Annotated in this window: 18 protein-coding genes; 6 read left to right on the plus strand and 12 right to left on the minus strand. The window is 35.1% G+C overall.

The window, feature by feature from the left end; all coding sequences use genetic code 11:
* Nucleotides 1–168 precede the first annotated feature (168 nt).
* Together LX78_RS13100 and LX78_RS13105 are read left to right on the plus strand one after the other, a co-directional pair.
* Complete coding sequence (locus tag LX78_RS13100; protein WP_109683222.1) at nucleotides 169–5,880, plus strand: fibronectin type III domain-containing protein; 5,712 nt, start codon at nucleotides 169–171, stop codon at nucleotides 5,878–5,880.
* Nucleotides 5,881–6,140: 260 nt separating this feature from the next.
* Nucleotides 6,141–11,654, plus strand: a complete 5,514-nt coding sequence (locus LX78_RS13105) for a GEVED domain-containing protein (protein WP_109683224.1) — start codon at nucleotides 6,141–6,143, stop codon at nucleotides 11,652–11,654.
* A 4-nt stretch (nucleotides 11,655–11,658) separates the two neighbouring features.
* Here the strand turns inward: LX78_RS13105 and LX78_RS13110 are convergent, their stop codons facing one another.
* The gene (locus LX78_RS13110; protein WP_109683226.1) at nucleotides 11,659–11,982 is read right to left on the minus strand and encodes a hypothetical protein; all 324 of its coding nucleotides are present in this window, start codon (nucleotides 11,980–11,982) and stop codon (nucleotides 11,659–11,661) included.
* Between the two features lie 48 nt (nucleotides 11,983–12,030).
* On the opposite strand from LX78_RS13110, the gene LX78_RS14845 reads away from it, so the two are divergent.
* From LX78_RS14845 to LX78_RS13120, 3 genes are all read left to right on the plus strand, one after another.
* On the plus strand, nucleotides 12,031–12,183 hold the full coding sequence (locus tag LX78_RS14845) for a DUF5522 domain-containing protein (protein WP_170109854.1): 153 nt from the start codon (nucleotides 12,031–12,033) through the stop codon (nucleotides 12,181–12,183).
* Nucleotides 12,184–12,292: 109 nt separating this feature from the next.
* Nucleotides 12,293–14,287, plus strand: a complete 1,995-nt coding sequence (locus LX78_RS13115; RefSeq protein WP_109683228.1) for a urocanate hydratase — start codon at nucleotides 12,293–12,295, stop codon at nucleotides 14,285–14,287.
* 15 nt (nucleotides 14,288–14,302) lie between these two features.
* Entirely contained in the window at nucleotides 14,303–14,896 is a 594-nt protein-coding gene (locus LX78_RS13120; protein WP_109683229.1) for a DUF4136 domain-containing protein, read from the plus strand.
* 50 nt (nucleotides 14,897–14,946) lie between these two features.
* Here LX78_RS13120 and LX78_RS13125 read toward each other — a convergent pair whose 3' ends face one another.
* Nucleotides 14,947–15,303 (minus strand): hypothetical protein, encoded by a 357-nt coding sequence (locus LX78_RS13125; RefSeq protein WP_109683231.1) that lies wholly within the window; start codon nucleotides 15,301–15,303, stop codon nucleotides 14,947–14,949.
* A 198-nt stretch (nucleotides 15,304–15,501) separates the two neighbouring features.
* Here LX78_RS13125 and LX78_RS13130 point away from each other — a divergent pair, with 198 nt between their 5' ends.
* On the plus strand, nucleotides 15,502–15,693 hold the full coding sequence (locus tag LX78_RS13130; protein WP_109307599.1) for a cold-shock protein: 192 nt from the start codon (nucleotides 15,502–15,504) through the stop codon (nucleotides 15,691–15,693).
* 54 nt (nucleotides 15,694–15,747) lie between these two features.
* Here the strand turns inward: LX78_RS13130 and LX78_RS13135 are convergent, their stop codons facing one another.
* From LX78_RS13135 to pcaF, 10 genes are all read right to left on the minus strand, one after another.
* Nucleotides 15,748–17,799: an alpha-ketoacid dehydrogenase subunit alpha/beta gene (locus LX78_RS13135; protein WP_109683233.1), complete on the minus strand. Its 2,052-nt coding sequence runs from the start codon at nucleotides 17,797–17,799 to the stop codon at nucleotides 15,748–15,750.
* Entirely contained in the window at nucleotides 17,796–18,866 is a 1,071-nt protein-coding gene (locus LX78_RS13140) for a branched-chain amino acid aminotransferase (protein ID WP_109683235.1), read from the minus strand. The genes LX78_RS13135 and LX78_RS13140 overlap by 4 nt, the downstream gene beginning before the upstream one ends.
* Before the next feature lie 53 nt (nucleotides 18,867–18,919).
* A complete protein-coding gene (locus tag LX78_RS13145; protein ID WP_245881533.1) occupies nucleotides 18,920–20,266 on the minus strand; it encodes a dihydrolipoamide acetyltransferase family protein in 1,347 nt (448 codons plus the stop codon).
* The gene (locus tag LX78_RS13150; protein ID WP_245881534.1) at nucleotides 20,256–20,576 is read right to left on the minus strand and encodes a GIY-YIG nuclease family protein; all 321 of its coding nucleotides are present in this window, start codon (nucleotides 20,574–20,576) and stop codon (nucleotides 20,256–20,258) included. Before LX78_RS13150 ends, LX78_RS13145 begins: the two co-directional genes overlap by 11 nt.
* On the minus strand, nucleotides 20,573–21,196 hold the full coding sequence (locus LX78_RS13155) for an acyltransferase (protein ID WP_109683236.1): 624 nt from the start codon (nucleotides 21,194–21,196) through the stop codon (nucleotides 20,573–20,575). Before LX78_RS13155 ends, LX78_RS13150 begins: the two co-directional genes overlap by 4 nt.
* 31 nt (nucleotides 21,197–21,227) lie before the next feature.
* A complete protein-coding gene (locus LX78_RS14945) occupies nucleotides 21,228–21,401 on the minus strand; it encodes a GIY-YIG nuclease family protein (protein ID WP_245881535.1) in 174 nt (57 codons plus the stop codon).
* Nucleotides 21,388–21,525 (minus strand): GIY-YIG nuclease family protein, encoded by a 138-nt coding sequence (locus LX78_RS14950; protein ID WP_245881536.1) that lies wholly within the window; start codon nucleotides 21,523–21,525, stop codon nucleotides 21,388–21,390. The genes LX78_RS14945 and LX78_RS14950 overlap by 14 nt, the downstream gene beginning before the upstream one ends.
* Nucleotides 21,526–21,588: 63 nt before the next feature.
* Nucleotides 21,589–22,341 carry an enoyl-CoA hydratase/isomerase family protein gene (locus LX78_RS13165; RefSeq protein WP_109683238.1) on the minus strand — a complete coding sequence of 251 codons (753 nt, stop codon included), beginning with the start codon at nucleotides 22,339–22,341 and terminating at the stop codon, nucleotides 21,589–21,591.
* Between the two features lie 87 nt (nucleotides 22,342–22,428).
* Complete coding sequence (paaZ, locus tag LX78_RS13170; RefSeq protein ID WP_109683240.1) at nucleotides 22,429–24,927, minus strand: phenylacetic acid degradation bifunctional protein PaaZ; 2,499 nt, start codon at nucleotides 24,925–24,927, stop codon at nucleotides 22,429–22,431.
* A gap of 2 nt (nucleotides 24,928–24,929) precedes the next feature.
* Nucleotides 24,930–26,138, minus strand: coding sequence for a 3-oxoadipyl-CoA thiolase (pcaF, locus tag LX78_RS13175; RefSeq protein WP_109683242.1), 1,209 nt, complete (start codon nucleotides 26,136–26,138; stop codon nucleotides 24,930–24,932).
* Nucleotides 26,139–26,209 lie beyond the last annotated feature (71 nt).

The raw sequence follows: 26,209 nt of genomic DNA on the forward strand, positions 1-26,209 counted from the left end.
TGATATATTTTCATATTTATATAAAATAAAAACATATAGCCCCAAGCTACTCCTTCTTACCTCATTGTTATATATAACAAGGCAAAACTTTTGTTTTAACCTTAAGAATTAGAATTATAGCAACCTAAAAAGCAGCCATATAAATTGCTTTTTTAACAAAGACATAACATGAAACAAAACAACACTCCCGATTTCTTATTAAAGCAATCAACATTTAGCAAACTGTTTTTATCATTACTTTTCCTTATAGGTGTTTCATCTGTAAGTTTTGCACAAACCTTTACCGATAACAATCCAGCTGCACCAAATTCATGGACTGTTCCTGCAGGTGTTACCTCTATAACCATGCAGGTTTGGGGTGGTGGTGGTGCTGGTGGTGGTGGAACAAATAATGGTACTGGTGGTGATGGTGGTGCTGGTGGCGCTTACGCAGAAAGAACTATAACAGTAACCCCTGGTGCAACTATCAATTATGTAATTGGTGCTGGAGGTATCGGGTCAACTGGCAATGGTACTGCTGGTGGTAATACAACTGTAAATGCATTAACAGCTCGTGGTGGTGCTGGTGGAATTGCGAATGGTAGTGCTGGTCCAATTCTTGGAGGTACTGCTACTGGAGGTACAATAAATACTACAGGAGACAACGGAAATATAGGTGGTGGAAGACCAGCTGGTGATGGTGGTGATGGTGCTAATGGTGGTACTGGAGGTGCTGGTGGTGATGGTAGTGCTGGTACTATAGGAAACATTCCAGGTGGTGGAGGTGGTGGTGCAGAGAGAGCTGGTGGCCCAAGTGGTGACAGACCTGGTGGAAATGGAGCTAATGGACAAATTACAATAACTTGGACGCCTCCTCCTCCATGTACTGCACCTGCATCTATAAATGCCGCATCAGCAATAACAGCTACTTCGGCTACAATAAGCTGGCCTGCAGCAAGTCCTCCTCCTGCAAGTGGATACCAATGGGAAGTAAGAACTTCTGGTGCTGGTGGTAGTGGAGCAACTGGTCTTGCAGCAAATGGTTCTACAGCAGCTGGTGTAACAACAGCTAACGTTACAGGTTTAACAGCTAGTACAACTTATAGTGTATATGTAAGAAGTAATTGTGGTACTGGTTTTAGTTCTTGGACTGGCCCTGTTACCTTTACAACTTCTGTAGCGTCTGCACCTCCAAATGATGAATGTTTACCTGGTGGCCCAATTGGTCTTACAGTAAATCCAGATCAAAGTTGTACGTCAGTAACTTCTGGAACACTTTTTCAAGCCACAGATTCTGGTGTTACTACCAGTGGTTGTGGAAGATTAGCAAGTAATGATGTTTGGTATCGTTTTGTTGCAACTAGCACAACACATACGGTCGATTTATTAAATATAGCTGGAAGCACTACAGATTTGTATCATGCTATTTACGCATTTAACCCATGTAGTAATCCAGATCCAGATACAGCTATCACTTGTTCTGATCCTGAAAGTAGTACGACTGGTGGCTTAACCATTGGAGCAACTTATTTTGTTCAAGTATATTCTTGGTCAAGCTCTGCTCAAACCACGACGTTTGATATTTGTATTGGTGTCCCTCCTGGACCACCAGCAAATGATAATTGTGCAACTCCAGATGTTTTAACGGTAAACCCAGATTATTCTTGTGCATCAGTTACAGCTGGAACTGTTTTAAATGCAACTAATTCAAATATTGATGTTTGTGGTGGTACAGAAGATGATGATGTTTGGTATCGTTTTCAAGCAACTAGTACAGCTCACAGAGTATCTCTAATTAATATATCTGGTAGTACTACAGACATGTATCATGCTGTTTATGATGCTGGTCCTTGCGGCAGTTTATCTACAGCAATTATTTGTAACGACAATAATGTCTCTGATATAACAGGTCTTACCATAGGGAATTGGTATTTTGTTCAAGTATATACTTGGACAGCCTTTACAGGACAAAATTCGACGTTTGATGTTTGTGTAGGTACACCTCCTGCGTGTACTGCACCTAATGTACCTGCTAATCCTATAACTTTTGATACCATAGAGGATGACTTTATTGCTGCCTCATTCCCAGTATCTGTTCCGGCAGCAACAAATTATTTAGTTTTAATGAATACAACTGGTACAGCTCCTAGCCCTCCTCCTACAAATGGTGTAGTATATAATGTTAGTGATGTAATTTCTGGAGCAACAGTAATAGATAATGATAACAATACCACTTTTACGGCTACTGGTTTAACTCAAACAACAACTTATTATTTTTATATCTATGCCTTTAATAATACAGGATGTTCTGGAGGTCCAATATATAGTACGTCTTCTTTAAATGATAATGCGACAACGGTAGTACCTTCTTATTGTACGCCTTCGTCAACTAGCACATCATATTATATAAATGACTTCACAACTTCTGGTGGAAGCACAAATATTAATCATATTGGTTCTGGTTTTTCAACTAATGGTTATGGTAACTTTACAGGTATGAATGTAACGCAATTCCCTGGTAGCCCTATTAATTTTTCTGCTGTTCATGTTGGTGGAACTTTTGCAACCAGAATTTGGGTCGATTGGAATAACGATTTAGATTTTATTGATGCGAATGAACTTGTATTTTCTGGGGGTTATGCAAATCCTCAAACAGGCAGTTTTAATGTTTTAGGTTCAGCTGCTGCTGGGTCATACAGAATGCGTGTGAGATCAGACTGGTCAAATACTACTTTAAGTCCTTGTGGATTTGATGACCTTAGTGAAACTCATGATTATACACTTATAGTTACACCTTTAAATTGTACTGATGATCCAATTGCAGTAACTGCAGTAAGTACAACAAGTACAACGGCAACAATAAGCTGGACGCATCCTGTCCCTCAACCAGCAAATGGTTATGAATATATTATTTCAACAGACGATTCTACTTCTACTCCAGCTGGAGATATTACAGGTACAACTGCTGGAAATAGTGTTCCACTTACTGGATTACTAGCCGGAACAACTTATTATGTCTTTGTTAGAGGTGTGTGTAATGCGGTCGATAATGGTCTTTGGGTTACAACCAGTTTTAATACAGGTTGTGCCGATTTAGTAACAACTCCAACCGTTTGTCCTACTATTGCAGGTGTGCAAGGTACAGATCCATTTACAGCAAATCCATTTGTTGCAGATCCTACGGCTCAAATAGATTGTAATGTAAGAGATGTCACTTTAGTAGCCTATTCAAATTTAAGAGAAACTACAAGTTATATTGCTGAAAAAATACAGTATAATAAAGTCCCCGCAGATTTTGCTCCTTCTGGATTCTCAGTACCACAAAATATTGTTAACGATGATGTTTGGGCGCCTTCGAGAACAAATATCACCTTTCCTTTTTGTTTTTACGATGAGACTTATACACAGTGTTTATCTAACGCTAATGGCAATCTTACTTTTGACCAAAGTATTATACCTGGAAGCGCTTCTGGTTGGTCCTTTTCTAGCAACCTCCCTTCTACGGCATCTAGTTTAGTAGAAAAAACGATTTATGGTGTTTATCAAGACCTAGACCCTAGATTTCTAGGTGGAAATCCTATTAGCTCTACAGTAGTTGGAACTGCGCCTTGCCGTGAATTTAGAATGGCTTGGCACGACATCCCACTGTATGGTGACTCTTCAAGATTACAAACAGCAATGATTGTACTTCATGAAACTACCAATATCATTGAAGTATTTATTGAAAATAAAACCATAGAAAATGGGAATGTAAATCCTTGGAATGGTGGAAATGCCATTGTAGGTATTCAAGGAGATATAACTCCTTTAGCTCCAAACAATCAATATAGAGCTGCTCCATGTAGAAATGGTTTAGACCCTAACTGGGAAACAACTAACGAAGCTTGGCGTTTTACGCCTAGTGGAGCTGTTATAACACCTGATGCTATAACTTGGTACCAAGGGTCTGTAGCTCCTGGTAATGTTTTAGTTGGAAATGGTGATGGCACAGTAACGGTTAATACACCAGATACTTATATTGCAGTATCAGACTACACATTATGTAGTGGCGCTGTTTCATTGACAGATGATATTATTTTAATTGATACTAAAAAAACATGGACTGGTGCAATTAGTACAGATTGGTATGAAGATGGGAACTGGGCTCCGGCTAATCACCCAACACCTTCTGACTGTGTATTAATACCTGACCCTGCAAGTTCGAATAATCGTTCACCAATTGCAGATATACTTAATGTTCCTATCCCTACGCCTCCTGCAGGATTTGGTGCTTATGCATTAAATTTAACAGTAGCTACTAATGGTTATCTAGAAGTAAGATCTAATACGAATTTAGTGGTAACAGATTGGATAGATTTAGATGGTACAATAGACATCAGAGACTCAGCTAGTTTGATACAAATTATTGATAGTGGTGTAGATGTTAATACGAATACAGGTACTGGGAGTATGAGAATGCAACGTACTGTTCCTACTGGTGTAGGTGCAGCCGACTACGTATATTGGTCATCACCAACTGATGAAGATTTTAATGTCACTGACATCTCTGCTGTAACTGGAGAACTCATTTTTGAATGGAATCCTACAATTTTTGTTAATAGTACCATTCAATATGGTAATTGGATTCCTGCATCAGGGATCATGTCTCAAGGTAAAGGCTATATCGTGAGAGGACTTCTACCAACAGTACCTCTCCCTGCTAATACAACAGAATTTATAGGACTACCTCAAAATGGGATTGTTCGAACGCCTATAACTCGTGGAACTTATAATGGTTCTAATTATAATGATGGAACTCCAGGTTCACCTCGGATAGTTACTTCTTCTGATGATAATTGGAATTTAATAGGAAATCCATATCCTTCAGCCATAGATTATGCTGAATTTATAAAACCGATTAACAATCCGCATATTGATGGTACTATTTATTTTTGGACACACGCTAATACACCTATTCGCGGTAATGGTAGTCCTTTCTATTCTGATTTTTTATATAATTATGGAAGTGATTATATTAGTTACAATGGTTCAGGAGCTAATCCTCCAGGTTCTTCTTTTGGAAACATAGCTGCTGGACAAGGTTTCTTTGTAGAAATGCTACATACGACTCCATCAACATCAGAAAATATTACTTTTAATAACACAATGCGTAGTGAAACAATTGATAATAGTCAGTTTTTTAGAGTAAATGAATCTTCTGAACCAGCTTCAGGTGTTGAAAAACATCGTATTTGGTTAGATCTTATAGATTCTAATGAATTAGCGACATCTATTCTTGTCGGTTATATAGAAGGCGCTACTAATAGTAAAGACCGAATATTTGATGGTCATGTAAATGCTGGATCTGACAAAAGTTTTTATTCATTAATTGAAGAAGAAAAGATGTCTATTCAAGGTAGAAGCATTCCTTTTGAGGAAACTGATTTAGTGCATTTAGGCTTAGTAGTTCCTGCAGATGGTAATTATACCATTGCAATCAATACCGTTGATGGTTTATTTGATGGTTCGCAACAAGACATCTATTTAGAAGATACGTATAATGGTATTATCCATGATTTAAGAATTGCGCCTTATAGTTTCAATACAGAACTAGGTGAGTTTGATGATCGTTTTATATTACGTTATACAAATGATAGATTAAGTACTGAAGAGTATGAAATGAATACTGGTATTCAAATTTCTGCTCCTAATAATAACTATATCAAAGTAACTTCAATTACAGAACCTATTAAGAGTGTTGCTGTTTATGATGTGCTAGGTCGCGTTTTATATAACAATGTAAACGTTAATGCTTCTGAGTTTATCATTAACGACGTTAGTAATTCAGATGGTGTTCTATTTGTAAGAGCATCTTTAACTAATGGTCTACAAAAAACACAAAAAGTAGTATTAAAACAGTAAAATATAGTTAATTACTAACTCCAAGCCCTCGATTTAATTAAATCGAGGGCTTTTTTATTAAGCTAATTACTATTATCTATACTATTAATTAGTATTCAATTTTAAAATTGAATACTAAAAAGCTGTATTTCATCGATAAAATGCAAGTTTCTATGGGTGAACTGCATTTTTTTTTTATGTTTGCTTATTGATTATTAAATTTTGTATTAAAACCAAATGCATATTTATTAATCAGATAAAAAATTAGACCCCAAACTAATATGAAACAATCCTACTCTCTCTCAGTGTCGACACGTATTTTGTGTGCAAAATTTAAAATTTATTTTATTTTTATAACGTTACTATCTGCATCTTATAGTTTTGGACAAACTCCATCAGATGATTGCTCGACAGCAATTGGTTCTGAATTAACTGTTGGTTCAAGTTGTACTACAACAGCTTGGGGAAGTAGTAATGATACAGATTATTGGGATTCAGCTGCTGGATGTAATGCCACAGATAGAGATGATGCTTGGGGTTGGTTTACTGCTACAAGTACTACGACAACAATTACATATTCACCAAACTCAAGAGATGCAATTTTAACTCTTTTTACTGGAACATGTTCACCAACAATGGCTGCATTAGCATGTGCTGATGATAATGGAAATGGTGGTGCAGAAACAATTACTTATGCAACAACCCCAAGTACAGTATATAAAGTAAGAATACAACGATATAATCATAATGGAAGTATGTCAGGTAATATCTGTATCTATTCTCCAGTTCCTCCATCTATTACAAGTCTTAGTACTAGTTCAGGATGTGTTGGGTCTTCATTAACAATTACAGGAACAAATTTAACTGGAGCTTCATCAGTTACGATTGGTGGAACAGCTGCAACAATTACCGGAAATACAGCTACAACAGTTACAGTAACTGTAGGCTCAGGTACAACTGGAACGGTTTCAGTAACTACAGGAAGTGGTTCTGCAACAAGTGCAGGTACATTTACAGTAAACCCTTTACCTGCAGACCCAGTAAATCCGAATAGTAACTCTCCACAATGTAACCCAACTGGTGTAACCTTATCCAGAGTTGGTTCTCCTCCAAGTGGTATTACTTGGTATTGGCAAACAACAGCAAATGGAACATCTACAACAAATAGTGGCGCAACTTATGTGGTAAATACATCTGGCACATATTATCTAAGAGCACAAAACAATACAACTGGCTGTTGGAGTAACGGTTCTGGAAGTAGAGCTGTAATAGTAAATAACCCAATTTCAACAGTTGTATCATCTCCAAGTCCAGCAAATGGTTCAACAGGAATTTGTTATGCAGGTTCTGGAATCGTATCAAATCTAACTTGGACTGCAGCTGCTGGAGCTACAAGTTACGATGTCTATTTTGGAGCTGGTAGCTTACCTGGTTCAATAACAGCAAATGTAGCTACAAACTCTTATGCTGTAACTCTTGCAGCAAATACAACATACTATTGGAGAATAGTTCCAAGAACAGCCTGTGGTGTTTCGTCTGGAAGTCCAACCACATGGAGTTTTACAACAAAAGCAACACCTTGTTATTGTATACCAAATTTTGTTACGAATGTAGAACCTATTACAAATGTTAATTTTGTAACTATAAATAATACGACTTCAGAAGTCGTAAATGGCACTCCAGATTTAGAAGATTTTACAGCAACAATCTCAACTACAGTATTACAAAATACAACTCATACTATTACAGTTGAAGGTAACACGGATGGAAATTTTACAGACCATTTTAGAGCCTTTATTGATTGGAATCAAAATGGTGATTTTACAGACCTAGGAGAATCTACATACATTGGTTCTATATCAAACTCGACTGGAATAGATGGAATTCAAGCAAGTACAACTATTAATGTCCCTTTAACTGCATCAGTTGGTTCAACAGTCATGAGAATTATGAAAGCTTATGGTGGAGATCCAATTGACCCATGTACAACTACATATACTTATGGGCAAGCTGAAGATTATACTATAATAGTAGCTACACCTTTACCATGTGTTACACCAATTACACAACCAACAAATTTAACATTTAGTAGTGTTACTGGAAATAGTATTTCTGGTAGTTTTACGGCAGCTGCAGCACCTGGAGCTGACAACTATTTGGTTTTAATGAACACAACTGGAACCACACCTACTGCTCCATCTAATGGCACTTCATATACTATAGGTGATACTAGCTTAGGCGCAACTGTTGTAGATAACGATAACAATACGGCTTTTACTGCTACAGGCTTAACTGCCTCTACAACATATCATTTCTTTGTATATGCATTTAATACAAACTGTACTGGTGGTCCATTATACAACATAAACTTTTTATCTGGGAGTCAAATAACTGGTACAGCTACTTATTGCACACCTTCTGTGTCAAGTGGATATGAAAATGACACCTATATTAGAAGAGTAGATTTTGTTGGAACTCTAAAAAATACCACTAATTCATCAACTTATTCTAGTTCACCTACAGGGTATCAAGATTTTTCAGGCTTACCATTAGCGAATATTAGTCAACAAGCACAAGGTGAAGGTGTCAATGTTTATGCTGAATATGAAATTCCAGTAAATCCTGTTCATGTTAAAGCTTGGGTTGATTGGAATAAAAATGGCGATTTTACTGATTCCGGAGATTTAATTTACGACACAGATAACCAAACCATATTATCTTCAACATTTGGTTTTGTAATACCATCAACACAACCTACTGGATTTTATAGGCTTAGAATAAGAGCGAGTGAATCTGGTGGAGGTTCTACTTATGGACCATGTGGTAATATAGTATATTGGGGAGAAACTGAAGATTATTTATTTGAAGTAGTCCCAAAATGCACTAATATTATTACAAGTGTAACTGATGGTGTAGCTTGTGGCTCAAATCAAAATGTTTTATTAGAATTTGAAGGATCATCAGGCATAACAGGTTTTAATATATATGCAAATGAAACTGGAGGTAGTCCGTTAACTCCTGCACCAACTTTTACGGGTGGAACAAATCCAACTGGTACATGGACAACACCTGCAATAAGTAGTACAACTTCCTATTGGGTTACTGCAATAAACGGTTGTGAATCATTAAAAAGAACTGAAATAATTGCAAATATTAAACCCATTCCTACATTAAATTTTACACCTAGCACACCTCTGCTCTGTGGTGAAGATACAATTGTTGAAATTACAGCTTTTGGTGATAAGGAAACCGTTTATTTAATAGATGAAGATTTTGAAGGAACTGGCTTAGGTTCATTTACAAGCAATCAATATTCAAGTGGAACAAGTGTGAATACGCATCCTATTTCTAGTACAGAATGGACACAACATACAAGCACCTATATTCCAACTAAATTAGTTTGGTTTCCAGCAATTGCTTCAGATTTTGGAGCAAATAAGTTTGTGATGTCAAATTCAGATATTAATGCAAGAAATGGTGGTGGTAATCCAATTCCTTTTCAAAATGAATTAAGATCTGCAACTGTAAGTTCAATTGATTACTTAAATCTTACTCTTAAATTCGACATGTATTATTCAGATTACTATGAGACTGATAGTTCAGGTTCTCCAACAGGAGATTATGTAACAGTTAGAGTTTCTAGAAATGGAGGAAGTACATGGACCACTGAAAGATTAGATTATAATACTGATGTTGGAGTTGGAACAAAATTTGAGCGATTGAGTTTAGATTTATCTTCATATATAAATGAACCAAACTTAGTTATATCATTTTATTATCATTCAAATTTCTGGTCAGATGGTGTCGCTTTAGATAACATTCAACTTTTTGGTGAAAAACCACTAAGCACGAATTTCGACTGGAGTATCACAGCAGATGCATATACTGATGCTTCTGCAACTACTCCATATATTTCAGGCACAAGTGCTCCTGTGGCTACAATTTATGTAAAACCAACGCCTACACAATTAGAAAACACGAACTTTACATTTACAGCAACAGCAATTTTAAGTAATGGGTGTAGTGCTTCTACTGATGTTTCTATTGCGAATAACACTAAATATTTTAAAGGTCCAAACAATAGCTTTACTAATTGGAACGATCCAAATAACTGGAAACCTATTGGAGTTCCAACTTCAGATAATTGTGTTATTGTTTCTAACACCTATACAAGTATTATTGATGGCTCGACTGATGGTGATGCTAAAAACGTAACTGTTAAAAATGGAGGAACATTAACCATACAACCAAAAGGGTCTTTAACAATTGTTAATTTCTCAGACATTAGATCTGGAGGTACTTTCGAAATTGAAAATGAAGCAAGTCTAATACAAATAGATAATGTTATTAATACTGGTCAAGGTGAAGTAAAGCGAAATTCAGCAAATGTTAGAGATACAGATTACATCTATTGGTCTTCTCCTATTGATAGTTATGATATTGCAGGAATATCTCCTACGACTCCAAACTATCTAAGATGGCAATGGATTCCAACTCTTGGAACTAATACGAATGGACATGGAGATTGGACTTATGCTTCTGGTAACATGACTATAGGAAAAGGGTATATTGTTCGTGCAGGCACAAGTAATAGCGACAATACTGCAGATACACCTGTAAACACAATATTTAGAGGAGTATTCAATAATGGAAATATAAGTATGCCTATTACAAGTGGCACCTATGATGGAGTGGATTATACTGGTTCATCTAGCACAATGGTAACTAAAAATGATGACAACTGGAACTTGATTGGTAATCCATATCCTTCTGCAATAAATGCTATTGATTTCTTAAATGCAAATACTAATATCGAAGGAGCAGTACATATTTGGACTCATGGTACACAAATAAACACAACAAATGCACCTCCTTTTTATGAGGATTATGAATTCAGCTATAATATTAATGACTATCTAACTTATAACGCTTCTGGTGCATCTTCTGGAGCTGGTACTTTTGGAGGAAATATTGCTTCAGGACAAGGTTTCTTCGTGATGATGAATCATGGTGCAGCAGATACTGATGTGAATTTCAATAATAATATGAGACATAAATCTTATGATAATAGTGAATTTTACAGAACACAACAATCAGGTATTAACCCAGATATAGAACGTCATAGAATCTGGCTAAGTATCATCTCACCTACAAACCAAACAGCAACAAGCTTAGTTGGTTATATTGAAGGTGCTACTCAAGCTAAAGACCGAATGTTCGATGCTTATGGAATAGAAAACAATGCAATGAACCTGTTTTCATTAATTGAAGATGAGCGTATGCTTATTCAAGGACGTCCATTACCTTTTAATACTGAAGACCAAATACCAATTGGCGCAGTTATTCCTATTGCAGGAAACTACACAATTGCAATTCACAGTGTAGATGGACTATTTGAAGATGAAACACAAGATATATACTTAGAAGATTTAGAATTGAACATCATTCACAATTTACGTGATCAACCATATAGTTTTAATGTTATAAATGGTGTATTAGACAACCGTTTCGTATTACGTTATACAAACAACTTATTAAGTGTAGAACAACAAAACGAAATTATAGATTTAAACATTACTGCTCCAAAGAACAACTATATAAAAGTAACTTCTACTAAAGATGTTATTAAGAATATCGAGATTTTCGATTTATTAGGAAGAGTAATATTTGATAATAAGAATATCCTTAAATCAGAAGTTATTATTAACGACTTAAATAATGCTTCAGGTGCATTAGTAGTTAAAGTAACTTTAGCTAACGGACTTCAAAAAACACAAAAAGTGATACTAAAATAAAAAATTAGAAATATTTAATAAAACTCCAAAAAGATCTTGACTTTAAATAGTTAAGGTCTTTTTCATTTACATAAGCTTCTCGTTCAAAAGAAATCTGCTTATAAGCTAAATTCCAAGATTTATATTGAAACAATCTAATAAGAAATTCAAAACTATAAATAATAAAAAATGGCAACACTAATAATTCTAATTGTTGTTTTAGATGAATTTTTTCATGATTAATTAAAACAGAATCTTGCTTTAAACTATAATGTCTTAATATCACAAAAGGAAAAATGGTAATCCCCGAATAACCCTTTGGCACCATATATTTTGAAAATAAAATCATGTCTTTTAACCATTCAAAAATCAATCCAATTTACATTATCTTTGCCTTATGAAGAAATATATCCCATTAGAAGAAGGCGATTACTATTTAACTCCTGAAGGATATAGGTGTTTTACTGAGCAATATCTTTTAAAAAGAGGCTATTGCTGTGAGAGTGGATGTAGACATTGTCCTTATGGGTTTAATAATAAAACGAACTGAATACTGAATACTGAATACTGAATACTGAATACTGAATACTGAATACTGAATACTGAATACTGAATACTGAATACTGAATACTGAATACTGAATACTGAATACTGAATTTATGACATTTCAAGAACAAATACTAGAAGGCATACCAAATATTTTACCACAATCAAAAGCATACAACCCAAGCGTGAACCATGCACCGAAACGAAAAGATATTTTAACAGCTGAAGAAAAAAAACTGGCTCTTAAAAATGCCTTGCGTTATTTTGATAAAAAACATCATGAAATTTTACTTCCAGAATTTAAAAGTGAATTAGAAACTTATGGAAGAATTTATATGTATCGTTTTCATCCGGATTATGAAATCTATGCCAGACCAATAGAAGAGTATCCAGCAAAATCAAAGCAGGCAGCAGCTATTATGCTTATGATTCAGAATAATTTAGATCATGCAGTGGCACAACATCCTCATGAGCTAATTACATATGGAGGAAATGGCGCTGTATTTTCCAATTGGGCGCAATACAGATTAACCATGAAGTATTTAGCTGAAATGAATGATGAGCAAACTTTAGTAATCTATTCTGGACACCCAATGGGCTTATTTCCCAGCCATAAAGATGCACCAAGAGTTGTGGTTACTAATGGCATGATGATACCAAATTACTCTAAACCAGACGATTGGGAGAAATTTAATGCACTAGGAGTTACCCAATATGGACAAATGACTGCTGGAAGTTATATGTATATTGGCCCTCAAGGTATTGTCCATGGAACAACCATTACAGTTTTAAATGGCTTTAGAAAAATAAAAAAAGAACCAAAAGGAAATCTATTCGTAACCTCAGGCTTAGGTGGTATGAGTGGAGCACAACCAAAAGCTGGTAATATTGCAGGATGTATAACTGTATGTGCTGAAGTCAATCCAAAAATAACCCAAGTACGTTTAGACCAAGGTTGGATAGATGAAAAAATAATAGATCTAGATGTTTTAGTTCAAAGAGTTAAAGAAGCTAAAGCAAAAAAAGAAACAGTTTCCATAGCCTATTTAGGAAATATAGTGGATGTTTGGGAAAAATTCGATGAAGAAAATATTTATATTGACTTAGGAAGTGACCAAACTTCGCTCCATAACCCTTGGGCAGGTGGTTATTATCCTGTTGGAATATCGTTTGATGATGCAAATGAGATGATGGCAAACAATCCTGTATTATTTAAAGAAAAAGTACAGGAAACATTACGTCGTCATGCAAAAGCTATCAATAAACACACAGCTAAAGGCACTTATTTTTTCGATTATGGAAACGCATTCTTATTAGAAGCATCACGTGCTGGAGCAGATGTTATGTCTAAAAACCCAACAATTGGCAGAGAATTCAAGTACCCTAGTTATGTTCAAGATATTATGGGTCCAATGTGTTTCGATTATGGGTTTGGTCCATTCCGTTGGGTTTGTACATCAGGTAAGCCAGAAGATTTAGCTAAAACCGATGCTATTGCCTGTAAAGTTTTAGAGGAAATAAAAACCAATTCCCCATTAGAAATACAACAACAAATGGCTGATAACATAAAATGGATTAAAGGAGCACAAGAAAACAAATTGGTAGTAGGCTCACAAGCAAGAATCCTTTATGCTGATGCAGAAGGACGAATGAAAATTGCAGAAGCTTTTAATAATGCCATTTCAGAAGGAGAGATTGGTTATGTGGTTCTAGGTCGCGATCATCATGATGTTTCTGGAACAGATTCACCTTATAGAGAAACCAGTAATATTTATGATGGTTCACGTTTCACATCAGATATGGCTATTCAAAATGTTATTGGAGATAGCTTTAGAGGAGCCACTTGGGTAAGCATCCACAATGGTGGTGGTGTTGGCTGGGGAGAAGTTATAAACGGTGGATTTGGTATGGTTCTTGATGGTAGTAAAGATGCAGAAAGACGCCTAAAATCTATGCTCTTCTGGGATGTTAATAATGGCATTTCTAGACGAAGTTGGGCAAGAAACAACGAAGCTATTTTTGCCATTAAAAGAGCCATGGAAGTAGAACCTAATTTAAAAGTAACACTCCCAAACTTAGTTGATGATAGTTTACTAGACTCGTTTTAACTTAAAAATCTTGCTATGAAAAAAATTAATCACTTACCTAATCAAACTCTAAACCTCATTAAGAATAAAAGGAGCATCTTAAAACATGTAACCATTTTCTTCTTATTTATCAGTATTGTTTCATGTGTTTCAATTAATGTTGCTTCAGATTATGACAAAGAAGCAAATTTTACAGATTACAAGACCTTTGCATTTTATAAAACAGGAATTGATAAAGCTGAAATTAGTGATTTAGATAAGCGAAGAATTCTTCGCGCCATTGAATCTGAAATGTTAGCTAAAGGATTTACAAAATCTGAAACTCCTGATTTATTAGTAAGCATTTTTACCAAATCTAGAGAAAAAGTAAATGTACAAAGTTCAGGTTATTACCCATATGGTTATGGTTGGGGCTGGAGCCCTTATTATTGGGGCAGTTACAACACAGTAACCACATCAACAGAGGGTGTATTATATATTGATTTAATTGATGCTAATAAAAAAGAACTTGTTTGGCAAGGCGTTGGTACTGGTTATTTAAGTCAGAATACAAATAAAAAAGAAGAGCGCATTAAAGAATTTGTTGCAGCAATCATGGTGAAATACCCTCCAAATGCTGAAAATAACTAATAAAAAAAGCGACTCGATGAGTCGCTTTTTTTATAAATTAAATGTAATACTTATTTTTTTTCCTCTTTTACTAGGGACTCTTGGTAAGTTTTAAATTGCTCTGGAGTTAAAATCTTTTTAAAACTAGCTTCAACATTATTATTTACTGTTCTAGTACCTTCCTGCTTAATTATATCTGTATTGTCTTTTTTATCGAGTACTTGTAAGTTTTGTTGTGCATCAACCAATACTCTAAAAATATCTCCTTGTTGATCTCCCGTTAAGTTAAGAAGTTTGTGAAGTTGATACGTTTGTTGTTTTGCAATGGCCTCTGGACTTTGCTGTTTATCTGCAGTTTGTGCAGAAGAAAATTGCATGCCAATAAAAAATAAAGCTATAAAGCTTAAAAATGAAATGTATTTTTTCATGATAGTAATTAGTTAATTAATTAAAAAATAAATATACAAAAAATATCAATATATCTTTATTTATTTTTAAATATCTCTATCTCTGATAAAATTATTTTAAATATAGCTAAATCTCTTTATTTTCAAACTATATTCGAAAAAGCTTTAAAAATCAGAATATTAGATTACCTTTGCAACTTAATTAAATAAATTATTATTATGAGTACTGGTACAGTAAAATTTTTTAATGACTCTAAAGGTTTTGGATTCATCACAGAAGAAGGAAACAATAAAGAGCATTTCGTGCACATTTCAGGACTAATCGATGAGGTTAGAGAAGGTGACACAGTTGAATTCGATTTAACAGAAGGTAAAAAAGGCCTAAACGCTATAAACGTAAAAGTAATCTAAGATTTACTTTTAAACTTTTAAAAAAAGCCTATCCTACGATAGGCTTTTTTATTTTTAATACTTTAATAAATCTTGAATTTTAGCTTTTACCTTTTCTGTAGAAGGTATCATGGTTTGCTCTAAAGTAGCATTTAATGGTATAGCTGGCATGTTTTCACTACCAATAACCATAACTGGAGCATCAAGAAATTTAAAACATTCTTCTTGAATTTTTCCTGATAATGCTCTTGCAAAACTATTATTACTAGGTTCTTCAGTAACTACCAAACACTTTCCGGTTTTTTTAACCGATTTCATAATGGTTTCTTCATCCAAAGGAAACAATGTACGTAAATCAATGATTTCTATTTGTTCTCGCATACCTAATTCACTAGACGCATTATATGCCCAATGCACACCCATTCCATAGCATACAACTGTTAATGTTTCAACATCTTCCTGTTTCCAGATTTCTTGAAGAATCCATGCTTTACCAAAAGGTAAAACGTAATTTTCTGCAGGCTCTACCGAAGTAGCTCCTTGTGTTCCTGGAACTTTAGACCAGTACAAACCTTTGTGTTCTAAAATTACTACAGGATTTGGGTCGTAATAAGCAGCTTTCATTAAACCTTTTAAATCGGCTCCATTACTTGGATAAGCTATTTTTATCCCTCGAATATTTGTTAAAACACTTTCTACAGAAGAAGAATGATAAGGTCCTCCACTTCCATAAGCACCAATTGGCACACGAAGAATCATACTTACTGGCCATTTTCCGTTACTTAAATAACAACTTCTACTTACTTCAGTAAATAATTGATTTAATCCTGGCCAAATATAATCGGCAAATTGTACCTCAACAATGGGTTTTAAACCTACTGCACTCATACCAACTGTTGAACCTACAATAAAAGCTTCTTGAATAGGTGTGTTAAAAACCCTGTCGTCTCCAAATTTCTGAGCTAGCGTTGCTGCTTCCCTAAAAACGCCTCCTAACCTTCCTCCAACATCTTGTCCATAAAGCAAACATTCTTTATGTTTTCTCATAAGTTCTTCAACTGCAAATAAGGCACAATCTACCATCACAACTTTATCGGCTCCTTTAGGGGAACGCTCACCTTTTTCTTCTGTGATTGGCGTTGGAACAAAATCGTTTGTAAATAAATCCTCAGGCGATGGGTCTTCTGCTTTGAGTGCTTTCTGAAAATCTTTTTCAACTTTTTCTATTGCAGAATTCTCAATCTCTTGAATTTCTTCAGAAGAAAAACCATTGTCCAACAACTGTTGTTTTAAAACTGGATATGGATCACGAGATCTTGCTTCTTCTAAATCGTCTCGATACCATTCCATTCGCACACCAGATGTATGATGATTTAATAATGGTACTTTAGCGTGAACTAAAAACGGTCGACGTTCTTTTCTAATAGTTTTTATTACTTTTTCAACAGCCTCGTAACTTTCAATAAAATTGGCTCCATCTATAGAAATAGCTTCTAAACCTTTAAATCCTTTAGCATATTCGAAGGCATTTTGCGCTCTGGTTTCTGCTGCATTCGCCGAAATATCCCAACCATTATCTTGTACCAAATATAAAATTGGCATTTGCTTTAAAACAGCCATTTGAAAAGCTTCTGAAATTTCACCTTCGGTTACTGATGCATCTCCAAGAGAACAAACCACAAGAGGCAACTCTTTTAGTGTTTTATCATCTAACCCTTGTAATTCTTTATACTGCATTCCCATGGCAACTCCAGTTGCTGGAATAGCTTGCATGCCTGTTGCTGAAGATTGATGAGGTATTTTTGGTTTATCTGCATCCTTTAAACTAGGATGGCAATAATAAGTTCTTCCTCCAGAAAATGGATCGTCTTTTTTTGCTAATAATTGCAACATTAAATCGTAAGGTTTTAATCCGAACGACAATAACATGGCATCGTCTCTGTAATATGGAAAAGCATAATCTTGAGACAGTAATTGCATGCCTAAAGCTGTTTGAATGGCTTCATGACCTCTTGACGTTGCATGCACGTATTTAGATACTTGCTTAAAATTAGCTTCGTATAATTCTGCCATAGATTTGGCAGTACATAAATTTGAAAATCCTTTTCTTAAAATTTCTTTCTTCATTTAACTAAAACCTTTTCTATTTTAACCATCCAATTGAATGTATCTTCAATCTTACCTGTTTTAATTCCATTCAATGTATTATTAATATCCAAACCTACTGGGCTTTCGTTAGACACATGAATAACGTCTCCATTCAATCCAATGTCTTGAATATAAGCTATACCTACTGCTGTTCCTGTACCAAAAGCTTCTTCTAAAGTACCGTTATTAGAAGCTTCTTTAACTTCGTCGATACTAATTGGTCGTTCAACAACTTCAAATCCTTTATGTTTTAATAATTCCATAACACTAATACGCGTGATGCCATCTAATATGGCTCCATCTCTTCCTGGAGTGATTATTTTACCATCAATTTTGAAAAAGATGTTCATGGTTCCAACTTCCTGGATGTATTTATGTTCAACTGCATCTAACCACAAAACTTGGTCGTAGCCTTTGGATTTTGCCAGTTCTGTTGGACGAATGGCTGCAGCATAATTACCAGCAGCTTTAGCCTCTCCTGTTCCTCCTGCTACTGCTCTAATGTATTTTTTCTCTGCCCATAATTTTATGCGTTTGCTAAAGAATGGTCCAGCTGGTGAAGCAATAATTATGAATTTATAATGAGTGGCTGCTCGCATACCTATAAAAGGTTCATCGGCATACATAAAAGGTCGAAGATACAATGCACTTCCATCTTGAGGTGGAATCCAACTTTTTTCTAAGGCTACTAACTGCTTTAATCCTTCTACAAAAAGAGATTCAGGGAAATCTGGCATACCCATTCTGTCTGCACTAAAATTCAAGCGTTCTGCATTTTTATTTGGACGGAATAACATAGGGTTTCCTTCGGCATCAACCGTAGCCTTCATCCCTTCAAAAATGGCTTGACCATAATGTAATGCCATTGCTGCAGGATGCGTTGGAATTAAAGCTAAAGGTTCTATTCTAGGATTAACCCATTGTCCATTTTCGTAATCGCAAATAAACATATGGTCCGTAAATGTTGTTCCTAACGGAATGTTGTTAAAGTCTAATGTATCGACTCTTGATTTTTCTACTTTGGTAATTGAAATGTTATTAGACATTTTATATTTTTTTGAGTTGAGATTCCTCGACATACTCGGAATAACAACGCGATTTATATTTCTCTATTGATATCAAATTGTTCAAAATAATCAGCAACACGACGTACAAAACTTCCTCCTAAAAATCCATCAACTACACGATGATCAAAGGATAAAGACAAATACATCATACTTCGAATGGCAATTTCATCACCTTTTTCTGTTTCAATAACTTCTGGGCGTTTTTTTATAATTCCTAGAGCTAAAATGGCAACTTCTGGCTGATTAATAATAGGTGTTCCCATCACGCTTCCAAACGTTCCTACGTTCGATATGGTGAAAGTACTTCCTTTAATATCGTCTCCTACCAATTTATTTTCTCTAGCTTTTATTGCTAGATCATTTACGTTTTTAGCTAATGCTTTTAAATCTTTCTGGTCTGCATTTTTCACAACAGGAACTATCAAATTTCCACTTGGCAAAGCAGTTGCCATACCTATATTGATTTCTTCTTTTACTATAATATTCTTACCATCTACAGAAGCATTAATATTTGGAAAATCTTTGACTGCTTTTGATACTGCCTCAACAAATAATGGTGTGAAAGTTAATCTTTCGCCATACTTCTTTTCAAAAGCTACTTTATTGGTATTTCGCCAATTTACCATATTTGTTAAATCGGCTTCTACGTAGGCTGTAACATGAGGCGAAGTGTGTTTTGAATAAACCATACGATCAGCAATCATTTGGCGCATTCTATCCATTTCTATTACTTTCCCTTTGCCTTTATCGAAATTTAATTGTGGAATTCTGTATGCTGTTGGATCTTGTGTTGTTACAGGTTGTACAAACTGATAAGGTCTGCCTTCGTTTATATAATTAAAAACATCACTTTTGCGCAATCTTCCATCATTTCCTGTAGCCGGAATTCTAGCTAGTTCTTCAAAACTAATGTGTTGTTCTTTAGCAATTGAAATAATTAATGGTGAAAAAAACGTGTTTGAATTTGAAACTGAAAATGATTGAGATCCTTCAACAGTTTCTGAAGTGATAGTTCGTTTCTTTTTAACTTCTCTCTTCTGCTTTAGAGATTCTTCGCTATCGCTCTGAATGACATTTTGCTTTTTTGATAATTTTGAAGATGATGTTTTACCATCTGTTTTAATAATGGCTATGGTTTCACCTATTTTAATAACTTCATTTGCCTTGTAAAGAATCTGTTCAATTACACCAGAAATAGTTGAAGGCACTTCAGAATCTACTTTATCTGTAGCAACTTCTAATAGCATTTCATCTTCTTCAATAGTATCGCCAACATTTTTGAACCATGTAATAATGGCTGCTTCTGTAATACTTTCGCCTAATTTTGGCATTTTAAATTCAAAACTTCCTGCGTAGGCAGGAATCTCTTTATCTTTCATTTCTAATTTTATTAAAATCTAAACTCCAGTTCGTACTTAAATCCGTCCAACTAGGATTCATTTCCTCAATCAGCTTTATTTTCCAGTCTCTTTTCCATTTTTTAAGTTGTCGTTCTCTAATTATTGCTTTTTCGTCAACTTCATACTCTTCAAAATATATGAGTTTATCACAGTTATATTTTGCAGTAAATGATTTTGGACGAATTTTCAGTTTGTGTTCTTTAATTCTTTCCTCAATATCATCAGTCATACCTATATAAGTTACTCCATTAGGTTTGTTTGCCATAATATAAACATACCAACGTTTCATTTCTTTTTAATATGAGATTCCTGCTTTCGCAGGAAATGTTCACGAAGCGTCTTATAGACATCTTCCTGCATTTTCATATTTTCTGGAACTTCTCTCAAAGGTTCCACTTCCTTTAAACTCTCATGACAATCAGCTGGCAACTGCTGGTATAACTGTGTGCCTCTGGTTTTCCAAGCAATCATTTCATCACTAACTTGTTTAATCACTTTTGCAGGATTTCCAACAACTAGACTTCGCTTTGGAATTATAGTTTCTGCTTTAACAAAAGCCATAGCTCCAACAATACTTTCGTCACCAATCTCGGCATCATCCATAATAACCGAATTCATTCCAATCAAACAATTTCTGCCCAAATTCGCGCCATGAATAATAGCTCCATGACCAACATGAGCGCTCTCTTTTAGTGTAATAGATTTTCCTGGAAACATGTGAATTGTACAGTTTTCCTGAACATTAACACCATCTTCTAAAATAATTTGTCCCCAATCTCCACGAATGGCTGCTCCTGGACCTATATAACAATTTCTTCCAATAATGACATTTCCAGTTACTGCAGCCAAAGGATGCACGAAACTAGATTCGTGAACAACTGGTGTGTAATTTTTGAAGCTGTAAATCATATTTCTACTTCCTGCGAAAGCAGGAATTTTCTTATTCGTTAATTCTAAATTTTCTAGTATCTATATTCCAATTAGCAGTTAAATCTGACCAACTTGGATTCATCTCTTCTATTAGATTCACTTTCCAATCTCTCTTACACTTTTTGAATTGTCTTTCTCTTATTGAAGCTTCTTCTCCATTTTCAAACTCCTCAAAAAAAAACAAGATTTTCACAATTATATCTCGCTGTGAAAGACTTTCGATATATTCTACATTTATGTTCTTTTACTCTTTCGTTTATATTATCTGTAACTCCTATATAAATTACTCCATTTGGTTTATTTGCCATGATGCAGACATACCAGAATTCTATTTTTTATTATTATGAGATTCCTGCCTTCGCAGGAATTGGTTATTTAAACCCTTTTAATTTCTCTTTAGTAAATTCTGAAAGCACGAGTCTCCCACTTATTGCTGCACGTTCTGCTAAAAGTGCATCCCAATTTTCTGTTCCTTGCCAGAATACATTTTTCATCTCTTGCATGGCTTCAGTATTGTAAGTACACAAATGTTCTGCAGTAGTTTTAACTGCTTCGTCTAGTGCTTCTGTATTTTCAAATACTTGTGTAAATAGTCCTTTTTCTTTTGCCCATTCAGCAGGATAAAATGAATTAGCATCTATAGCGATTTGTGACATGGCACTTAATCCCATTTTTCTTTCAATAGCTGGTCCTACTACAAAAGGTCCAATACCAATGTTTAATTCACTCAATTTTATGGCAGCAAATTTTGAAGCCATACAATAATCTGTTGATGCTGCTAATCCAACTCCTCCTCCAACGGTTTTTCCTTGAATACGACCAATAATGAATTTTGGACATTTACGCATTGCGTTAATGACATTAGCAAAACCTGAAAAGAATACTTTTCCTGTTGCTTCATCATTTATACTAATTAATTCCTTAAAACTTGCTCCAGCACAGAAGGTTCTATCGCCTCCACTCATTAATACAATGACTTTAATTTCATTATTATTGCCAGCATTTGTAATGGTTTGAGCTAATTTAGCTAATACATCTCCTGGTAAAGAGTTGTGAGCAGGATGAAAAAACTCAATATATCCTACTTCGTTTTCTATAGTTTGTTTTACGTATGGGTCACTCATAAATTTTATTTTGTTGTCATTGCGAGGACGAAGGACGTGGCAATCTTTCTTTTGAGATTCTTCGCTTCGCTCTGAATGACATTTAGTTTATATCAATCCAAATTGCTCGAAATGATGATTCAAATGCTTTCTTTCTAACAGATAAGATTCATATCTATTCAATTCACCGAAAACTAAATTTTTCAAAATAGCATCTGGATTTTCTTTGAAAAAAGTCTTGTATTTCTCTCTTTGCTCTAAAAATTTTTCTTTGGCTGTTAAAAAATCTGGATGTATTAAATCTTCTAATTCTCCTTTTTTACTAGTTGGGTATGGTGTGTTTTTTGGGAATTTTTTATAATTATAAAGACTGTTATGCACTTTTTCCAAAACCTTTTCAGGAGTTGCAATTTCAAAGTCTTGAATTTCACCTGAAGCAATCTTATAGGTAAGTTCAAGATGCTCCATTAAATGTTGAGGCGTCATGATTCCCCATTTAGGTTTCGCTTCTGCTGTTAACTTATTTAAACATTCCTGAATTTTTTCATCAGTCATTTCAACAAATACTTCTTGTTTCTTCTGAACCATAGTTAGAATTGTTGCAACAGCAACCAACTCATCTTCTGCATCAAAAACCTCAACAAACCATTTCACGATTCCACTTGGGTGTTCAGCTGAAGCCACATCTCTATCCACTTTTTGCTTACACGTTAATCTCACATAAACAGTGTCATTATGATATAATGGACGCAAGAATCGACATTCTTCTAATCCATAATTTGCAGAAACAGGTCCTTTATTTGGGTACACGAATAATCCAGCTGCTGCTGAAATAATGAAATAACCATGAGCCGTTCTTTTTTCGAAAATACTTCCATCTAAAGATGTGATATCTGTATGCGCATAAAAATGGTCCCAAGTAAGATTGGCAAAATTAATGATATCTGTATCTGTAAATGTTCGCTTATGTGTTTTTAATGACATTCCAGGCTCAATGTCTTCCCAATGATATTTAAAAGGATGCATTTCTGCTTCTTTATAAGCTGCATTTGGCTGATAAATGCCTGTTATTTCTGTTAAGGTTGTTGGCGAACCTTGAATAGCTGTACGTTGCAAATAATGCTTAATGCCTCGCATGCCTCCCATTTCTTCACCTCCACCTGCACGTCCTGGACCTCCATGAACCAAGCTTGGTAATGGCGAACCATGTCCTGTACTTTCTTTTGCACTTTCTCTATTAAGCACTAATATTCTTCCATGATGACTTGCAGCATTTATAACATATTCTTTTGCTATATTATCATCGTTAGTAGCAATTGAAGACACTAAAGACCCTTTACCCATTTGTGCCAAAGTAATAGCTTCCTCTAAATTTTTATAAGGCATAATGGTACTGACAGGACCAAAAGCTTCAGTTTCATGAACCGATAAATTTTTAAAAGGGTTGTCTTCACGTAGTAAAATTGGACTCAAAAACGCTCCTTTTTTTGCATCTGCTCCAATGGTTTCAATTTTATCTAAATCGCCATAAACAATACTTGCAGTTTTAGCTAATTCTTGAACACGATCTCTAACTTCTGTTACTTGGTCTTTACTTACTAAAGCTCCCATTCTAACTTCTTTTAGACGAGGATCTCCAATAGTTATTTTATCTAAAGCTTTTCCTAATGCTATTTGAACATCTTCAACTAAATTTTGTGGTACAATAACTCTTCTAATTGCAGTACATTTTTGCCCACATTTAACAGTCATTTCTTTTCTAACTTCTTTGATAAACAAATCGAATTCTGGTGTTCCAGGAATAGCGTCTTCACCTAAAATAGAAGCATTTAATGAATCGGCTTCCATTGTAAAAGGTACAGATTCATTAATTATTCTTTTATGAGATTTTAATAACCTTCCTGTTGATGCTGAACCTGTAAATGTTACAACATCTTGAGAATCTACAGTATCTAAAATGGTTCTTGCAGACCCCGAAATGAGTTGTAAAGCGCCTTCAGGCAATATTCCTGAGGCAATAATCTCGCGTACAACAGCTTCGGTTAAAAATGAGGTATTGGTTGCTGGTTTTACAACAGCTGGAACTCCAGCCATCCAATTGACAGCACATTTTTCCAACATGCCCCAAACCGGAAAGTTAAACGCATTAATATGAATTGCTACGCCTCGTTTTGGCACCATAATATGATGTGCCATAAAACGTCCACCTCGAGATAAATCAATAGCATCACCTTCTACATGATAAGATTGATTTGGGAATAACTTTCTTAATGAAGCATTAGCAAATAAGTTTCCAAAACCTCCTTCAATATCAATCCAACTATCAACTTTTGTTGCTCCAGTTCTATAACTTAACTCATAAAAATCGGCTTTCTTTTTAACTAAATAGAGCGCTAATTTTTTAAGCATATTTCCACGTTCTTGAAAGGTCATTTTACGTAGTTTCTCACCTCCTTTGGTTCTTCCGTATTGAAGAATTTCTGCAAAGTCTAATCCTTCAGTATCAGAAAGCCCTACAATTTCTCCTGTAATGGCATCAAACATTGGGACTCCTTCGCCTTTACCTTCTAACCATTGTCCTGTAACGTAATTTTGTAATTTTTTCATAATTAAACTCTTTCAATTATTGCTGCATATCCTTGTCCAACACCAATACACATGGTAACCAATGCATATCGTTTATTCTGTTCATTCAACTCTAAAGCTGCTGAATAAGTTGTTCTTGCTCCTGTAACACCAAGTGGGTGACCAATAGCAATGGCTCCTCCATTTGGATTTAATCTTGGATCGTTATCTGCCAATCCCCAAGCTCTTGTGCAAGCTAACGCTTGTGCTGCAAAGGCTTCGTTAAGCTCAATAACATCCATATCGTCCATAGTTAATCCTGCTTTTGCTAACGCTTTATTAGATGCTTCAACAGGACCAATTCCCATAATCCTTGGTTCTACTCCTACCACAGCAGAACTCACGATTCTAGCTAATGGTTTTAAATTATATTTTTTTACGGCGTCTTCTGAAGCAATAATCGTGGCAGCTGCGCCATCATTTAATCCAGATGAATTTCCAGCAGTTACACTTCCACCTTCTGCTTTGAATGCACCTCTTAATTTTGCCAATACGTCTAATGATGTTGTAGGTTTAACAAACTCATCTTTTGAAAATTGTATTGGGTCTTTTTTACGTTGTGGGATTTCAACTGTTACGATTTCTTTAGCTAAACGACCGTTTTCTTGCGCTTTGGCTGCTTTCATCTGGCTCCAATACGCAAACTTATCTTGATCTTCTCTTGAAATATTATATTTCTCCACGAGATTCTCTGCTGTATTTCCCATGCCATCTGTTCCATACATTTTTTGCATTTTAGGATTTATAAAACGCCAACCAAAACTGGAATCATACATTTTAGCATCGGTTCCGAATCCTTTCGATGGTTTCGCGATGACGTATGGTCCACGAGTCATATTCTCGACACCACCTGCAATAAAAATATCTCCATCGCCAGCTTTAATAGCACGATTGGCATGAATAATTGCTGATAGACCAGAACTGCACAATCTATTTACAGTTTCACCAGGAACATTAAATGGTAATCCTGCTAAAAGTAAAGACATTCTCGCAACATTACGATTGTCTTCTCCTGCCTGATTTGCGCAACCCATAATTACATCGTCATAAACTTCTTTTGGAATTGAAGGATTTCTATTAACCAATTCTTTAATCACTAAAGCTCCTAAATCGTCTGTACGAACAGCCGATAATGTGCCTTGATAACTTCCAATTGGAGTACGAACTCCATCTATTATATAAGCTTCTTTCATATTTAATGCCCACAAAAGTGGGTATCTATTTAATTTTACTTTAATTTAATACCTTTCGACTGCGCTCAAGG

Source organism: Xanthomarina spongicola (assembly GCF_003148645.1).
GTDB lineage: Bacteria > Bacteroidota > Bacteroidia > Flavobacteriales > Flavobacteriaceae > Xanthomarina > Xanthomarina spongicola.

Bases quoted from the DNA above. Each gene is read 5' to 3' on its own strand.
- LX78_RS13100 (WP_109683222.1), top strand. From the start codon at position 169: ATGAAACAAAACAACACTCCCGATTTCTTATTAAAGCAATCAACATTT.
- LX78_RS13105 (WP_109683224.1), top strand. From the start codon at position 6,141: ATGAAACAATCCTACTCTCTCTCAGTGTCGACACGTATTTTGTGTGCA.
- LX78_RS13110 (WP_109683226.1), bottom strand. From the start codon at position 11,982: ATGATTTTATTTTCAAAATATATGGTGCCAAAGGGTTATTCGGGGATT.
- LX78_RS14845 (WP_170109854.1), top strand. From the start codon at position 12,031: ATGAAGAAATATATCCCATTAGAAGAAGGCGATTACTATTTAACTCCT.
- LX78_RS13115 (WP_109683228.1), top strand. From the start codon at position 12,293: ATGACATTTCAAGAACAAATACTAGAAGGCATACCAAATATTTTACCA.
- LX78_RS13120 (WP_109683229.1), top strand. From the start codon at position 14,303: ATGAAAAAAATTAATCACTTACCTAATCAAACTCTAAACCTCATTAAG.
- LX78_RS13125 (WP_109683231.1), bottom strand. From the start codon at position 15,303: ATGAAAAAATACATTTCATTTTTAAGCTTTATAGCTTTATTTTTTATT.
- LX78_RS13130 (WP_109307599.1), top strand. From the start codon at position 15,502: ATGAGTACTGGTACAGTAAAATTTTTTAATGACTCTAAAGGTTTTGGA.
- LX78_RS13135 (WP_109683233.1), bottom strand. From the start codon at position 17,799: ATGAAGAAAGAAATTTTAAGAAAAGGATTTTCAAATTTATGTACTGCC.
- LX78_RS13140 (WP_109683235.1), bottom strand. From the start codon at position 18,866: ATGTCTAATAACATTTCAATTACCAAAGTAGAAAAATCAAGAGTCGAT.
- LX78_RS13145 (WP_245881533.1), bottom strand. From the start codon at position 20,266: ATGAAAGATAAAGAGATTCCTGCCTACGCAGGAAGTTTTGAATTTAAA.
- LX78_RS13150 (WP_245881534.1), bottom strand. From the start codon at position 20,576: ATGAAACGTTGGTATGTTTATATTATGGCAAACAAACCTAATGGAGTA.
- LX78_RS13155 (WP_109683236.1), bottom strand. From the start codon at position 21,196: ATGATTTACAGCTTCAAAAATTACACACCAGTTGTTCACGAATCTAGT.
- LX78_RS14950 (WP_245881536.1), bottom strand. From the start codon at position 21,525: ATGGCAAATAAACCAAATGGAGTAATTTATATAGGAGTTACAGATAAT.
- LX78_RS13165 (WP_109683238.1), bottom strand. From the start codon at position 22,341: ATGAGTGACCCATACGTAAAACAAACTATAGAAAACGAAGTAGGATAT.
- paaZ (WP_109683240.1), bottom strand. From the start codon at position 24,927: ATGAAAAAATTACAAAATTACGTTACAGGACAATGGTTAGAAGGTAAA.
- pcaF (WP_109683242.1), bottom strand. From the start codon at position 26,138: ATGAAAGAAGCTTATATAATAGATGGAGTTCGTACTCCAATTGGAAGT.